15 protein-coding genes are annotated in these 16236 nt (G+C 35.2%); 3 read left to right on the plus strand and 12 right to left on the minus strand.

Annotated features, from left to right (window positions below):
- Positions 1 to 108: 108 nt before the first annotated feature.
- Positions 109 to 1653 carry a hypothetical protein gene (locus CLV33_RS09960; RefSeq protein WP_042241926.1) on the minus strand — a complete coding sequence of 515 codons (1545 nt, stop codon included), beginning with the start codon at positions 1651 to 1653 and terminating at the stop codon, positions 109 to 111.
- A gap of 148 nt (positions 1654 to 1801) precedes the next feature.
- On the opposite strand from CLV33_RS09960, the gene CLV33_RS09965 reads away from it, so the two are divergent.
- The 3 genes from CLV33_RS09965 (at position 1802) to ppgK (ending at position 5024) form a co-directional block, all read left to right on the plus strand.
- The gene (locus CLV33_RS09965; protein WP_105473780.1) at positions 1802 to 2977 is read left to right on the plus strand and encodes a 2-isopropylmalate synthase; all 1176 of its coding nucleotides are present in this window, start codon (positions 1802 to 1804) and stop codon (positions 2975 to 2977) included.
- A gap of 11 nt (positions 2978 to 2988) precedes the next feature.
- Positions 2989 to 4107, plus strand: coding sequence for a 3-isopropylmalate dehydrogenase (leuB, locus tag CLV33_RS09970; protein ID WP_042241690.1), 1119 nt, complete (start codon positions 2989 to 2991; stop codon positions 4105 to 4107).
- A 176-nt stretch (positions 4108 to 4283) separates the two neighbouring features.
- Positions 4284 to 5024, plus strand: a complete 741-nt coding sequence (gene ppgK / locus CLV33_RS09975) for a polyphosphate--glucose phosphotransferase (RefSeq protein WP_105473781.1) — start codon at positions 4284 to 4286, stop codon at positions 5022 to 5024.
- Between the two features lie 31 nt (positions 5025 to 5055).
- Here the strand turns inward: ppgK and argH are convergent, their stop codons facing one another.
- From argH to CLV33_RS10030, 11 genes are all read right to left on the minus strand, one after another.
- The gene (argH, locus tag CLV33_RS09980; protein WP_105473782.1) at positions 5056 to 6330 is read right to left on the minus strand and encodes an argininosuccinate lyase; all 1275 of its coding nucleotides are present in this window, start codon (positions 6328 to 6330) and stop codon (positions 5056 to 5058) included.
- 37 nt (positions 6331 to 6367) lie between these two features.
- Positions 6368 to 7432 (minus strand): M20 family metallo-hydrolase, encoded by a 1065-nt coding sequence (locus CLV33_RS09985; protein WP_105473783.1) that lies wholly within the window; start codon positions 7430 to 7432, stop codon positions 6368 to 6370.
- Positions 7429 to 8205, minus strand: a complete 777-nt coding sequence (gene argB, locus CLV33_RS09990; protein WP_105473784.1) for an acetylglutamate kinase — start codon at positions 8203 to 8205, stop codon at positions 7429 to 7431. The genes CLV33_RS09985 and argB overlap by 4 nt, the downstream gene beginning before the upstream one ends.
- A gap of 1 nt (position 8206) precedes the next feature.
- Positions 8207 to 9145, minus strand: a complete 939-nt coding sequence (locus CLV33_RS09995) for an N-acetylornithine carbamoyltransferase (protein WP_105473785.1) — start codon at positions 9143 to 9145, stop codon at positions 8207 to 8209.
- 7 nt (positions 9146 to 9152) lie between these two features.
- Positions 9153 to 9914 (minus strand): glutamate 5-kinase, encoded by a 762-nt coding sequence (gene proB, locus CLV33_RS10000; protein WP_042241674.1) that lies wholly within the window; start codon positions 9912 to 9914, stop codon positions 9153 to 9155.
- 92 nt (positions 9915 to 10006) lie between these two features.
- Complete coding sequence (locus CLV33_RS10005) at positions 10007 to 11200, minus strand: glutamate-5-semialdehyde dehydrogenase (protein ID WP_105473786.1); 1194 nt, start codon at positions 11198 to 11200, stop codon at positions 10007 to 10009.
- A gap of 34 nt (positions 11201 to 11234) precedes the next feature.
- A complete protein-coding gene (locus CLV33_RS10010) occupies positions 11235 to 12362 on the minus strand; it encodes an aspartate aminotransferase family protein (RefSeq protein WP_105473902.1) in 1128 nt (375 codons plus the stop codon).
- Position 12363: 1 nt separating this feature from the next.
- A complete protein-coding gene (proC, locus tag CLV33_RS10015) occupies positions 12364 to 13158 on the minus strand; it encodes a pyrroline-5-carboxylate reductase (RefSeq protein ID WP_042248441.1) in 795 nt (264 codons plus the stop codon).
- Between the two features lie 165 nt (positions 13159 to 13323).
- On the minus strand, positions 13324 to 14307 hold the full coding sequence (argC, locus tag CLV33_RS10020; protein ID WP_105473787.1) for an N-acetyl-gamma-glutamyl-phosphate reductase: 984 nt from the start codon (positions 14305 to 14307) through the stop codon (positions 13324 to 13326).
- 61 nt (positions 14308 to 14368) lie between these two features.
- Positions 14369 to 15544 (minus strand): argininosuccinate synthase, encoded by a 1176-nt coding sequence (locus CLV33_RS10025; protein ID WP_105473788.1) that lies wholly within the window; start codon positions 15542 to 15544, stop codon positions 14369 to 14371.
- A gap of 52 nt (positions 15545 to 15596) precedes the next feature.
- On the minus strand, positions 15597 to 16214 hold the full coding sequence (locus CLV33_RS10030) for a GNAT family N-acetyltransferase (RefSeq protein WP_042241665.1): 618 nt from the start codon (positions 16212 to 16214) through the stop codon (positions 15597 to 15599).
- Between the last annotated feature and the right edge of the window lie 22 nt (positions 16215 to 16236).

Below are 16236 nucleotides of genomic sequence, written 5' to 3' on the forward strand. Positions count from 1 at the left end.
GAAGCAAACAAGCCCCGCGCAAGGGATTGAACGGCATGTTTGAAATCCCCGACGTAGGAGGGATTGAGTAGTAAAAGCCCGACCCCTTGTGGGTTGCGCCCTAAAAAATTAAACTTGTGTTTGTAAAAATTTATCGCGAATAATTTGCCCTATAGGTCGGTTCTCTATCTTAGATTCCAGCCATGAAATTATATCTAAATATAAGAATGCGCGACTTTGATAAGGGTCGTTTTCGAACTCTTTTAATTTTTTATGAAGTTTAATAAACTCATTTTTCACCTCGTGTGGATAAATATCGCCCAAAACCCTTAAAAACTTAATAAATTCTTTTTGTACCTCGTACAAATCTTCCATTTTTATTAAAAACTTATAGGTGCTACGAATTAATACATCTAAGTTGTAATCTAGACCCGCTTCGTAATGCGCTACAAGATTTAATATTCTAGAAAAACACAACAAATCTTCGCGCATTTGTAAGGATTTGTTACTAATTATTTTGTCTAAAAAGTAGATGCATTTTCGGCTTTCGCCCGCGCCAAAATACATGCTTGCCATCTTGTAATAAAACACCATGATGTGGTGCTCGTCTATACGATTGCTGTAGCTTTTTAGTTTTTCTAAAACGTCATCAATAAGCGGTAAGCCTTCTACAAAACTACCTTCTATAAAATGTAAATTAAATTTGTTATTGTAGATGTACAAAAATGCTAAAGACTCGTTATTATCATCTAAAGGGAACCATTTTTCTTGGGTTATCGTTTCGAACTTTGAAAGCGTATCCTTAAATTTATCGTAGTGCCGTAAGTAAAATAAAGCTTCTAAAAGATAGTGGTTACCGCGCAGAAAAAACACTGGGTTTAAAACTATCATATCTTTATTCTTGTAAAATAAATCTACCCATTTAGAGGCATATTTATAACAGGACAAAAAGTCTACGGTTAAAAAGCTGTACCAAAGTTTTGCCTTGTATAGCCATAGTTTTTCCCTAAACCCTAATTTGTTAATGTCGTATTTTGGGAGCCTATCACGATAATACTTATCAATAACCTGAAATTCTTCGTCGTTCTTTACATAGCCCGTTTTTAAAAACAAACCATATAATTGCAACGATAAGTTAGAAAGCTTACTCGCCAAAACATTTTGCAGGCTTAGTTCTTTGGCTTGTATGGTTAGCTCGTCTGCTCTATTACTAATACTTCTGGTTATATATTGTGATTCTATAACTTTTTCTAGCTCTACAATCTCGTAGGCCACATTTTTTTCTTCGTGAGAGATAGCTAAATTTTTGGCCTTATCAAGAATCTTTAAGCTTTGTTTATACAAGCCTTTGTGGTATAAAATTGTGGCAAAATCTAGCTGTTCCCTAATTTGAATTCTTATGTTTTGGTGCGAAGGGTTTAAGCGTAGGCTTATTAATATTTGCTTGTAAAGGTGCGCTTTTAAATTAGATAATTGCTGTTTTTTTACAATACCTTTTTTTAAAATAGCAGACTCATCGTAGGTTTTTAGTTTATCTAAAATATTAAACAGCATTAAGAATTTTGAATCCTCGTTTACGCCTAATCTTCCTACATATAATTTGAATTGACGCTTTTCGGACTTTGAAAGCGATTTTACCAAAACAAATAAGTTATCTTTTTGCTCTTTTACCATAGTCATAAAATCAGTTTTATAAAACTGATTTTCAGTTATTTAATCTATCAATACTCCAGTTAAACGTCGTAAAAAAATGAGATGAGTAGTAGCTTTTACGAAACCAAAATATAAATTCGTATAACAATAAGAAAATATATTTTAATAAATGTCTGATAATCACGTTCAAATTTTTGACACTACCCTTCGCGATGGAGAACAAGTTCCTGGTTGTAAATTAAATACAAGCCAAAAACTAGTTATTGCTGAACAGCTTGATAAACTAGGGGTAGATATTATTGAGGCTGGGTTTCCCGTCTCTAGCCCTGGCGATTTTAAATCGGTTGAGGAAATATCTAAAATAGTAAAAAATGCAACCGTTTGCGGACTAACACGATCTGTAGAAAACGATATAAAAGTTGCAGCAGAAGCATTAAAATATGCTAAAACTCCTAGAATCCATACTGGTATTGGAACTTCAGAATCTCATATAAAATTCAAATTCAAATCGAATCAAGAAGCCATTATAGAGCGAGCTGTTAAAGCTGTAAGCTACGCTAAATCTTTTGTAGAGGATGTAGAATTTTACGCCGAAGATGCTGGAAGAACCGATAATGAATATTTAGCTCGTATTTGCGAAGCAGTAATTAAAGCAGGTGCCACTGTTTTAAATATTCCTGACACTACTGGGTATTGTTTACCAAGCGAATACGGTGCAAAAATTAAGTATCTTAAAGAAAATGTAAAAGGTATCGATAAAGCTATTTTATCATGCCATTGCCACAACGATTTAGGTTTGGCAACCGCCAACTCTATAGAGGGTGTAATTAACGGTGCACGCCAAATAGAATGTACTATTAACGGTATTGGAGAGCGTGCTGGAAATACTGCTCTTGAAGAAGTGGTAATGATTTTAAAACAACATCCGTACTTAAACTTAGACACAAAAATTCAAACTGAAATGCTGTATGGTGTAAGTCAGTTAGTGTCTGACAGTATGGGTATTTACACCCAACCTAACAAAGCTATTGTTGGCGCTAATGCCTTTGCACATAGCTCTGGAATTCATCAAGATGGTGTGATTAAAAATCGTGAAACTTACGAAATTATAGACCCCAAAGATGTGGGCGTTACAGAATCTGCTATTGTATTAACCGCAAGAAGCGGAAGAGCCGCTTTAGCTTACAGAGCTAAAAATGTAGGCTACGAATTAACTAAGTTACAGCTAGACGAGGTTTACACCAAGTTTTTAGAATTTGCCGATCAGAAAAAAGAAATTGATGATAACGATATACACCAAATAGTAGAATCTACAAAAGTGTATAACGAAATAACCTCATCGTAAATATTACAAATATGAAATTAAACATTGCTGTATTACCAGGTGATGGCATAGGACCTGAAGTTACTGCCGAAGCGGTTAAGGTACTTAAAGCCATTGGTTTGGCTTTCGAGCATACGTTTAATTTTCAATACGGCTTGGTAGGTGCTGCAGCAATTGATAAAACCAATAATCCATTACCAGAGGAAACCATCGAACTTTGTGAAAATGCCGATGCTGTTTTGTTTGGTGCTATTGGCGACACCGCTTACGATATAGATCCTGATGCTAAAACTCGTCCAGAACAAGGACTTTTACGTTTACGCAAAGCTTTAGGCCTACACACTAACGTAAGACCTGTTATAGCCTACGATGACTTATTAAACAAATCGTCTTTAAAAGTTAAGCAAATTAAAGATACCAATATTTTAATTTACAGGGAGCTTACTGGTGGTATTTACTTTGGTGAAAAAAAATTGAGTGAAGATGGTAACACAGCATCTGATATTTGTGAATACCATCGTTTTGAAATAGAGCGTATAGCCCATGCAGCATTTAAGGCGGCACAATCTAGAAAACACAAATTAACCTTGGTAGACAAAGCCAATGTATTAGAAAGCTCTAGATTATGGCGGCGCACGGTATTACAACTCGCTAAAGAGTACCCTGATGTAACCCTAGATTTTATGTTTGTAGACAATGCAGCGGTAGAGCTTATAAAAAAACCCAAACAATTTGACGTAATACTTACAGAAAATATGTTTGGAGACATTCTCTCTGAAGAAGCTAGCGTAATTGTAGGGTCTATTGGACTGTTAGCCTCTGCCTCTCGTGGAGATAAACATGCTATGTTCGAGCCAATTCACGGTGCTTACTCTAAAGCTAAAAATAAAGGTATAGCTAACCCCATAGCCTCAATTTTATCGGCAGCCATGTTGTTAGATTATTTTAATTTGGCAGACGAAGCTGCTTTGGTTCGTGAGGCTGTAGACAAATCGTTAAAACTTCACATAACAACTCCAGATTTAAATACCAAGTACGACAATATTTCTACAAGTAAAGTGGGAGATTTTATAGAAGATTTTATAAATAACCCAGAAGAAACCAATCTAAACTTTACTAACATTCACCTAGGACAATCCACCATTATTTAATTATTTTGAATTAGTCACCTTACAATTAAATACCTAAACTAAACTAAATGGAGACGTCCAGAATTAAGAGCACATTTCTAGTGCTCTTTTTTTTATTTTCAGTATTAATCTAGTACAATTTATTCTGTTAATTAACTTTTAGTAAATTTGAAAAACACGCTATTGATATAAAATTTATGGAAATATTGGGAATAGACATTGGAGGAACAGGTATGAAAGGCGCTTTGATAGACACCAAAACAGGTAAACTTACCACTGAACGTTTTAGAGTTCCCACTCCCAAATCCAGAAAGCCAGAGGATATGGCTACAGTTTTTAAAACTATTGTGGCGCATTTTAATTATAAGGGTCCTGTAGGCTGTGGATTTCCCACTATAACCCAACATGGCGTTTGTAAGTCTGTTGGCAACCTGCATCCTAGTTGGCTAAACGTGAACATAAAAGAACTTTTTAGTAAAGCCTGTGGGCTACCTGTTACCGTTATTAACGACGCAGATGCCGCTGGGTTTGCCGTAATGAACTACGGCATAGGGAAAGGCGAAAAAGGGCTAGTTGTTATTATAACTATTGGTACTGGATTAGGAAGCGGTGCCTTTTACAACGGAAAACTAATTCCCAATTTTGAGTTAGGGCAAATTCCTTACAAAAAACATATGAAAATTGAGCAATGGGCAGCAGCTTCGGTAAAAAAACGCAAGAATTTAAGCTATAAGAAGTGGGCTAAACGTTTTAATACCTTTTTAAAGTTGGTAGAGATAATAATTTGCCCCGATCTTATAATACTAGGCGGTGGTACATCTAAAAAATATGGTAAGTTTAAAAAATGGATTAAAATTAATACACCTGTAAAAGCAGCACATTTAGGCAACCATGCAGGTATTATTGGTGCAGCAACTGCCGTTACACATGAAACTTAAATACGTATTGATTGGGATATTAGTTTAAAATTTAACTAGGAAACTTATCTCTAATCTTATCCAAACTCAAATTATGAATGCTCCCAAGATGCGTATGCTTTTTTGAAGTATCGGGAACATAAGTACCATCTTGTACTTGCCCACCAATTTTTTGATAGGCTTCTCTAAAAGTTTGCCCCTCAACCACCAAAGTATTTATATTGTCTACTGTAAAAAGGTATTTATATTTATCATCATGAATATCTACATCTTTTACAATTATTTGCTGAATGGAGAAATTAAAAACATCAAGAATATCTTTTAAATCCTCGAAAGCAGCAATCATATTTTCTTTTAATAACTGAAAATCTCTATGATACCCACTTGGTAAATTATTAGTTATTAAAATCATTTCGGTTTGTAGCGCTTGTATTTTGTTGCATTTACCACGAATAAGCTCAAAAACATCAGGGTTTTTCTTATGTGGCATAATACTGCTACCTGTAGTTAATTCATCTGGAAATGAAACAAAATTAAAATTCTGGCTCATATACAAACACACATCCATAGCAAAACGAGATAAGGTATTACACAAACTACCAAACGCTGCTGCAATAGTGCGCTCGTTTTTACCACGCCCCATTTGTGCTGCCACCACGTTATATTTTAGAGTAGTAAAGCCCATTGCTTTAGTAGTTAATTCCCTGTCAATTGGGAAAGAGCTACCGTAACCAGCTGCAGAACCCAAAGGATTCTGATCTACTGTTTTTAAAGCTGCATTAAGTAAATACACATCGTCAATCATTAATTCTGCATAGGCCGAAAACCACAAACCAAATGAAGATGGCATTGCTACCTGCAAATGTGTGTAACCCGGTAAAACTTTGTCCTTGTAGGTTTCTGCTAAATCTAAAAGTGTATCAAATAAGGTTTTTGTTTTAGTTTGAATTAGTTTTAAATTCTCTTTGTAATACAAATGGCAAGCCACCAAAACTTGATCGTTTCTAGATCGTGCTGTATGTATTTTTTTTCCAACATCGCCCAAAGACTTTGTAAGTTCAAACTCTATTTTAGAGTGCACATCCTCAAATTGTGCTTCTATTTCAAAAGTGCCAGTTTCTATTTCATTTGCTAAAATATCCAGACCTCCCAACAGTTTTTCTAATTCTTCAGAAGTTAAAATACCAATGCTTTCCAACATTTTAGCATGCGCTTTAGATGCTATTACATCGTACTTTGCAATATGTATGTCTATTTCCCTATCGTTACCAACGGTAAATTGTTCTATTTTTTTGTCTATTGATATGCCTTTGTCCCAGAGTTTCATTTCCTAAAATTGTTTATTTGTTGATGTGTCGGATTGTTCAAACGAGTACACGATTTAACAATTCAACATAAATCTGTATACCTTCTTCTATTTCGTTTATAAGAATAAATTCATCGGCCGAATGTGAACGCGTACTGTTACCCGGTCCTAATTTTAAGCTAGGACAAGATAATACTGCTTGGTCTGAAAGCGTTGGGGAACCATATGTTGTTCGTCCCATGGCAATTCCTGCTTTCACCAAATCGTGCTCCATAGGAATTGATGATGAATTTAATCGTAAACTTCGTGGAATTATTTTAGACACAGGTGCTTTTTCCTGTAAAATATTTGCTATTTCTGCATTACTGTACGCATCGTTTACACGCACATCAATCACTAAATCTACATGCCCTGGCACCACATTATGCTGATTTCCTGCATTAATTTGAGTTACTGTTAATTTTACATCGCCTAAAGCTTCAGAACTTTTTTCGAACTTAAAATCCTTAAACCATTGCAACGCTTCTATACTATTGTAAATGGCGTTATTATCGTTAGGGTGTGCCGCATGGCTTGGTGTACCTTCTATTACAGCATCAAAAACAACTAAGCCTTTTTCGGCTACTGCTAAATTCATCAAGGTTGGTTCGCCTACAATGGCCACATCTACTTTTGGAATTATGGGCAGCATACTATTTAGTCCATTTGGCCCGCTATTTTCTTCTTCCGCGGAAGCGACAATCACTAAATTATACTTTAAATTTTTTTGATTGTAAAAATTAGTAAACGTAGCTATTAAAGACACTAAACAACCGCCTGCATCATTACTGCCTAAACCGTATAATTTTCCATCTTCTACAATAGCCTTAAAGGGATTTTTACTGTATGCCGAATTTGGTTTTACCGTATCGTGGTGCGAATTTAACAATAGTGTAGGTTTACCCTCATCAAAATATTTATTGGTTGCCCAAACGTTATTTTTGGTGCGTTTGTAACTTATGTTGTAATGCTTGAACCAATCTTCTATATGCGCTGCCGTTTTATCTTCTTCTGAGGAAAAAGATTGGGTTTCAATGAGTTTTTTAAGCAACTCAATTGCGTGTTCTGTTAACTTATCTATCATAAAAATAAGGTTGTAAATTTTTGATTTTTATTAATCATAACAGTAGAATTCCCTATAAACACTCTAGAAACCCCGTTCTCTATAGCATGATAACAGTTCGCTAATTTAGGTAACATGCCATCATGAAAAACACCATTATGCTTTAACGTCTCGTAAGTGCCGTAATCCATATGTTCAATAATGGAATCGTCATCATCTACAGACATTAATACACCGTTTTTCTCAAAACAATAGTATAGTTCTACCTTATAAAATTTTGATAATCCTACTGCTAGTTCAGAGGCTATAGTATCGGCATTTGTATTTAAAAGTTGTCCGTTTTTATCATGCGTTATTGCACAAAAAACAGGCGTTACATTATTTTCTAATAAAATACTGATAACTTTTGCATTTACCTTTTTAACATCGCCTACAAAACCATAATCAACCTTTTTAACAGGGCGCTTAACTGATACTATGGTATTGCCATCTGCCCCAGAAAAACCAATAGCATTACAGTTATTTGCTTGTAATTTTGCCACAATACTTTTATTGATTTTACCAGCGTACACCATGGTAATAATATCTAAAGTTTCTGCATCTGTAACTCGTCTACCATCCACCATATTTACTGGAACATCCATACTTTTAGCCATTTTAGAGGCTAGTTTACCGCCACCATGCACCAATAATTTATGACCTTTTACAGTTGAAAATTGAGATAGAAACTTTTCTAAAGCTGCTTCATCATCAATAATATTACCTCCTACTTTTATAATTTTTAAAGTTTCCATTCTAAAGGTTTTCTAATAGTTTTTTAAGTACTAATTGTGCTGCAAAAGTTCTATTATTGGCTTGTTGAATTACTAAGGAACTATCTGAATCTAAAACCGCATCTTCAACTACCAAATTACGTCTTACTGGCAAGCAATGCATAAACTTAGCATTACCAAGTTTTTCCTTAGTAATCATCCAATTGGGGTCTGTATTTTTTACTTTTCCATAGTCTTCAAAAGAACTCCAGTTTTTGGTATATACAAAATCTGCATCCTTAAACGCCTCTTCTTGATTATGATACACTACTGTATCCCCTGTAATTTGTGGGTTTAAATTGTAGCCTTCAGGATTGGCAATAACGAATTCCACATCCATTTTATGCATTGCCTGCACAAAACTATTGGCCACGGCATGTGGCAAAGCCTTTACGTGTGGCGCCCAACTTAAAACAACTCGTGGTCGCGCTACTTTAGCGTGTTCGGAAATTGTAATGGCATCGGTTAACCCTTGAAGTGGGTGCCCTGTGGCACTTTCCATGTTAACTATAGGTACAGATGCAAATTCTATAAACGATTTTAAAACTTGTTCGCTTTCGTCTTTTGCTTTATCGGTTAGTGTTGGAAATGCCCTTACGGCTATAATATCGCAATATTGAGATACTACGGCTGCAGCTTCCTTAATGTGTTCTGCTGTGTTACCATCCATAACTGTACCATCGCCAAACTCTATACCCCAAGCATCTCCAGACACATTCATTACAATAGGATCCATTCCTAAATTTAGTGCTGCTTTTTGGGTGCTTAACCGCGTACGTAAACTGGAATTGAAAAATAATAACCCTAAGGTTTTGTTTCTACCTAATTCTTTATGTTTTAATGGATTTGATTTTAATGATTTTGCTTCTTCAATCCATGTATCAATATTATCTATATCGTGTATTGATGTGTAATGTTTCATTTATTTTTTACTTTATTTTGGTAAACGGCACCTTATTCTCCATAGCATTTACTATAAAATTATCTTCTAACCCGTTTACAATCCATGTTTCTATATTTGCTTTTTTAGCGACAGAGGCAGCTTCAATTTTTGATGCCATTCCTCCGCTACCATGTGAAGATTTTGAGTTTACCACTTCGTTTTCTAAATGTGCAAAATCTACAACTTCCTTAATTGTCTTTGGGTTTCCGTTATGTATCGATACTTTGGTATAAATACCATTTGTATTAGTTGCTATAATAAACAAATCTACATTTAGAAGTGATGCTGTTAATGCGCCTAACTTATCGTTATCGCCAAATTTAATTTCATCTGTAGCTACTGTATCATTTTCATTAATTATAGGAATATAGTTGTTATTTACCAGCACATTAATTGTGTTTGTAATATTGCTTCTACTTTCCTTTTTTTCAAAATCAGAATAGGATAACAAACACTGCGAACTCAACAACCCATATTCCCTAAAAATCTCTTGATAAATCCGAATTAAATGCGGCTGCCCTATAGATGCCAAGGCTTGTTTTACAAAAACTTCTTCTTGTTTGCTTTCTAGCTTTACAAACTGTTTTGCAACGGCAATAGCTCCAGAACTCACAATTATAAACTCGCAAGTGTCTTGAAGATTAGCGATTTGATTTGCAATATCTTCAATTTTGCCCCTGGAAATATTATCAGTTTCCTTAGTTAAGGTGTTTGATCCTATTTTTAATAATATTCGTTTTTTCTTCATTATTTAAAACTTCGCCAGAACTAAATCATCCTTTTTTTTTGATAATAATAAATACTGACTTATTTCTTAAACGCCCGTTACAGGCCTGCACTTTATCTTATTTGTCCGTTTCCATGCACGTACCATTTATTGGTAACCAAATGTTGTAAACCTATTGGCCCACGTTGGTGCAATTTATCTGTACTTATGGCTAATTCTCCACCTAAACCCAATTGTCCGCCATCTGTAAAACGCGTTGAGGCGTTATGGTATACTGCTGCTGTATCTACATTTTCCATAAATAACTTTGCCTCAGCTTCATTGGTTGTTATGATGGAAGAGGAATGACCGCCAGAATATTTGTTAATTTTAGTAATAGCTGCTTGGGTAGAACTAATCTCGCCAATAAGAATTTTATAATCTAAAAACTCTTCGTACCAAATGTTGTCTGATTGTAGTGCTTCCACTCCATTTTCTTTTGAAATGGTGTTGTCTCCTAAAACTTCAATTTTAGAAGCTTTTAATTTTGAAATTAGCGTGTTTACAAATTCATTTTTATTTGGCACATCCTTATCAATCAGCACTTTATCTACCGCATTACACGCCGAAATTTTTGATTTTCCATTGATAATCACATCCAAAGCAATATTTATATCTGCTGCTTTATGCACATACACAAAATTATTGCCACGTCCGCTTACAATTACGGGGCAAGTAGCATGTTGCTTCACAAAAGCAATTAAACGTTCGCCACCACGAGGCACAATTAAATCTACGTTTTGGGTTGGTTTCTCTAAAAACGCTTGAGTTTCGGTTCTGTTGAATTCTAAATATTCTACCCAATCGGTTGAAGTTGCATTTTCTTTTAAAGCCTGATGCCATAAAGCAACAATCTTCAGGTTTGAATTTAATGATTCCTTACCGCCTTTTAATAAAATTTTGTTTCCTGACTTAAATGCAATTCCAGCAGCCTCAACCGTAACATCTGGACGCGATTCGTAAATAATCAATACCGTACCAAAAGATGCTGTTTTGTTATACACTTGCATCCCGTTATGGTGTTTAAAACTAAACCGCACAACACCAACCGGATCGTCTTGAGAAGCCAAATGCGTTACCGATTTAATCATTTCATCAACTTTAGCATCGTCTACCTTTAAACGATCGAACATTGAAATATCATCACCTTTGTAGGCCTCTAAATCTTTTTTATTAATAGCGATTATGGCGCTTCTCTCTTGTTCTAAAAGTTCTGCCATTCTAAGTAAAACGGCGTTTCTTTTTTCTATGGACAATAAGGTGTTCATGGTTGCTTGTTATTGGTTGCTTATTGTTTATTAACTATACTAAAGCTTTTTTTAAAGCCTCAAAAAATTGATCAATATGTTGTTTTTCAATATTTAATGGCGGTAAAATTCGCAACAGGTTTTTATTGGCTGCACCACCTGTAAAAATATGGTGATTATAAATTAGCTTTTTCCTCAATTCGCCTACTTCAAAGTCGAATTCCAAACCTAGCATTAAACCTCTACCTTTAATAGTTTTTATCTGCGGAATAGTTTTTGCTATTGCCATAAAATAGTCTGACATCGCATTTACATTATCCATTAGCTGCTCTTCTTCAATTGTGTGTAACACAGCTAAACCCGCTGCACATGCTAAATGATTTCCACCAAACGTAGTGCCCAACATCCCGTATTTCGCTTCAATATCTGGATGAATTAAAACACCACCAACAGGAAAACCGTTCCCCATGCCTTTGGCGATAGAAATAATATCTGGCGTTACATTATAATGCTGAAATGCAAAGAATTTACCCGAGCGCCCATAACCAGATTGCACCTCATCGGCAATAAACATGGTATTATTGGTTTTGCATAATGCAAATACTTGTTCAAAAAAATCAGCTGTTCCTTGATCCAATCCGCCAACGCCTTGAATAAACTCTACGATAACCGCACAAACATCGCCTTTTTCCAATTCTGCTTTTACACCTAAAATATCGTTTAGTTCTAAAATAGTAACTTTTTGTTGTGCATTAATGGGTGCAATAATATTCTTATTGTCCGTAACTGCTACAGCTGCCGAAGTACGGCCATGAAACCCATTTTTAAAAGCTAAAACACGAGATTTTCCAGTTTTAAAAGATGCTAATTTCAGGGCATTTTCATTAGCTTCAGCTCCAGAATTACATAAAAACAATTGGTAACCTCTACACCCCGATAAATCCTCAATTTTATCAGCAAGCTGTTCTTGTAACGGATTTTGTATGGCGTTAGAATAAAAGCCTAACGTTTCAACCTGATTGGTTACCGCTTTTACATAATTAGGATGCGCATGCCCTATGGAAATTACAGCATGCCCGCCGTACAAATCTAAATACTCAGCTCCTTTTTCATCATAAACATGAATACCTTTGCCCGAAACTGGGGTTACATCATATAATGGATAAACGTCAAATAACGGCATTTTAAGTTGTTTTAAGTTGATTAATCTTTTCAAAAGAAGCCACAATGCCCTGTATTAAAGCAGAACTTAATCCTTGGTGCTCCATGGCATTTAGTCCCTCTATAGTGCAACCACTAGGTGTTGTTACGCGGTCTATTTCCTGTTCTGGGTGTCTTCCAGATTCTATCAATAAACTCGCAGCACCATAGCAGGTTTGTGTTGCCAATTCATGAGCCTGTTCAGCTTCAAAACCTAACTGAATAGCACCTTGCGTTGTAGCACGAACCAAACGCATCCAAAACGCTATGCCGCTAGCACAAATAACAGTTGCGGCTTGTATTAACTCCTCAGGAATTATTAATGTGGTGCCTAATTGGTTAAATATAGTTTCGGCCATCTCAACTTTATCTTGTGCCTTAGAGTTAGCGGCAATACAGGTCATGGATTTTCCTATAGAAATCGCAGTATTGGGCATTACTCTAATAATGTTGGTGTCGCTTCCTAAAATCCTTTCAATTCTAGAAATTTCTACACCTGCTGCAACCGACATCACTACATGGTTATCAGTTAATTTAGGTTTTACAAGTTCCAAAACTTTATCTATGTGTCTTGGCTGTAGCGCAAAAATCACAATATCAGATTTTTCAACCGCCAAAACATTATCGCTCGTTACCGTTACATAGTCCTCTTCATTAAAAACTTTAACTGCTGCTGTGTTCTTATCACTTAAATACAAGGAAGTAAACGATTTGTTACTTATAAGTCCTTTTGCGATAGAACTCCCTAAATTTCCAGTTCCAATAATGGCTATTTTCATAATAGTAAAAAGAAGCCTCCCCTAATCCTCCAAAGGAAGGGAGTACTTACTCGTATTTTAAATTATTATTTTCATTTTTCAACTTCTATCTTTCTTGGTGCAACCCAAATGTAAAATTAGATCAGAGTAAAATTCCTCCCCTTCGGGGAGTTTAGGTGGGGCTTCTTAAAAGTAAGTAGCCTTCAACCCTAATCCTGTGGTTTCTTCCAAACCGAACATTAAATTCATATTTTGTACTGCTTGTCCTGATGCGCCTTTTAATAAATTATCTATACAACTTGTAATCAACAATTTACCGTTATGTTTATGCAAATGCACCAAACATTTATTGGTGTTTACTACTTGTTTCATATGTAAAAAATCGTCTGAAATAAATGTAAATTTAGCATCCTTGTAAAACGATTTGTAAATGGTTTTTGCATCGTCAACACTACCTTCAAAATCGGTATAAATTGTTGCGAAAATGCCTCTAGAAAAATTACCTCTATTGGGCATGAACAAAATTTCTGAAGAAAAATTATTTTGTAATTGTTTTACTGACTGATGAATCTCTCCTAAATGCTGATGCGTAAACGGTTTGTAATACGAAAAGTTATTATCGCGCCATGTGTAATGCGTGGTTGCAGATAACGATGTTCCCGCTCCAGTAGCGCCTGTAACTGCATTAATATGCACATCGTTATTTAGTAAATCAGCAGCAGCCAATGGCAACACACCTAATTGAATGGCTGTAGCAAAACACCCAGGGTTTGCTATATAATTCGCGTTTTTTATGTTGGATTTGTTAAGTTCTGGTAAGCCATATACAAAGGTTTTACCATTAAAAGCTTTATCGGCCTCTAATCTAAAATCGTTTCCTAAATCGATAATTTTTGTAACATCCGAAAACGTATTTGCAGATAAAAATTTCACAGAATTCCCGTGTCCCAAACACAAAAATAATACATCAACATTAGGATTTACAGTATCAGTAAATTTTAAATCCAAACTTCCCACTAAATCTTGGTGCACTTTACTAATATTGTTTCCTGCATTACTGGTGCTAAACACAAAATCTATTTCGGTATTTGGGTGATGGATTAACAATCTAATTAATTCCCCTGCTGTGTAACCAGCACCACCAATAATTCCTACTTTAATATTCTTCATTTTGAAATTTTTTTCCAAACCAGTTGGATTTTAAAAAATCTAACAAGTCCTGATACGATTATTACGAATTTACTTGTCTGTAAATTTTATTCTGATTTCCTAAAATTTTAATGAAGCCTTTAGCGTCATCGGCAGTCCACGCTTTGTTTTCTTCGCCATAACTACCAAACTTAGCACTCATTAAATCATGCTTCGAACTTATACCATCTAACTGAAAATGATATGGTTTTAAAGTTACAAACACATCTCCCGTAACCTTATCTTGACTGTTTTGCAAAAAGGCTTCAATATCTCTCATTACAGGATCTAAATATTGCCCCTCGTGCAGGTGCATGCCATAAAAACTAGATAAATATTCTTTATGCTGTAATTGCCATTTAGTAAGTGTATGCTTTTCTAATAAATGGTGTGCTTTAATGGTAATTAAGGCTGCGGCTGCCTCGAAACCAACACGCCCTTTAATACCAACTATGGTATCTCCAACATGTATATCCCTACCAATAGCATACACAGAAGCTAGGTTGTTTAGCACTTCAATATTTATTTCTGGTGTATTTTCAATACCATTAACCGCTACCAGTTCACCTTTTTCAAAAGTTAATTTTACTTTTTCGTCTTCTGCGTGTTTTAATTGCGAAGGGTATGCTTCGTTAGGCAGAGGTTTTTCAGACGTTAAAGTTTCTGAGCCACCAACACTAGTACCCCAAAGCCCTTTGTTTATAGAATATTTTGCTTTTTCCCAAGACATATCGATACCATTTGCCTTTAAATAGTCTATCTCTTCTTGCCTTGTTAATTTTTGGTCTCTTATTGGCGTAATTATTTTAATTTCTGGAGCAAGTGTTTGAAAAATCATATCGAATCGTACTTGGTCGTTTCCTGCACCAGTACTTCCATGCGCTATATATCCCGCTCCTATACTTTTGGCATACTCCACAATTTCAATGGCCTGTATAATACGTTCGGCACTTACAGATAGCGGGTACGTATTATTCTTTAATACATTACCAAATATTAAATACTTTACTACTTTTTGATAAAATGTGGCTACAGCATCAATATTCTTATAGGTGGTAACACCCATTTTATAGGCGTTATTTTCTATGTGTTGTATTTCCTCATCTGTAAATCCTCCTGTATTTACACTTACGGCATGCACATCATATTCTTTTGATAAACTTACCGCACAATACGATGTGTCTAGTCCGCCACTGTAGGCTATTACTAATTTTTTCATTTTATTGTTTTTTTTTCTGCTCCTGCCTGTTGGCAGACAGGAAAGCGTGAATCTATTTTTTATCCTTTTTTAAGAACATGGTTTCCTTAATATGCTTTAATCTATTAAAAACCTTTTCTTTTACTTTTTTAATTTCTTTTTTTCCTTGCTTATCGGGGTCATAAAGCATGCCTGTGCACAAACACAACTTTCTGTTTGTTCTTGTTAAAACATCATAGTTTTTACAGGTTTGGCAGCCATCCCAAAACGTTTGGTCGTCTGTTAACTCTGAAAAAGGTACTGGTTTATAACCCAAATCGCTGTTCATTTTCATAACTGCTAATCCTGTTGTAATACTAAACACTTTAGCGTCAGGAAACTTAGTTCTAGAATGTTCGAAAATTTTATGTTTAATTTTTTTAGCCAACCCAACACCTCTGTAATCGGGATGTACTATTAAGCCAGAGTTGGCTACAAATTTACCATGACCCCATTTTTCTATGTAACAAAATCCAGCAAATTTATCGCCATCTAATGCAATAACAGCGTTACCGTTTTCCATTTTTGTAGCAATATATTCTGGTGTACGTCTAGCAATACCTGTACCTCTTACTGTTGCAGACTCTGCAATAGTTTCGCAAATTATCTCTGCGTATTTTATATGTGATATATCGGCTATTACAACCTTCATTTTCCTAACTTAAATTTAATAT

The organism is Jejuia pallidilutea (assembly GCF_002973595.1).
GTDB lineage: Bacteria > Bacteroidota > Bacteroidia > Flavobacteriales > Flavobacteriaceae > Jejuia > Jejuia pallidilutea.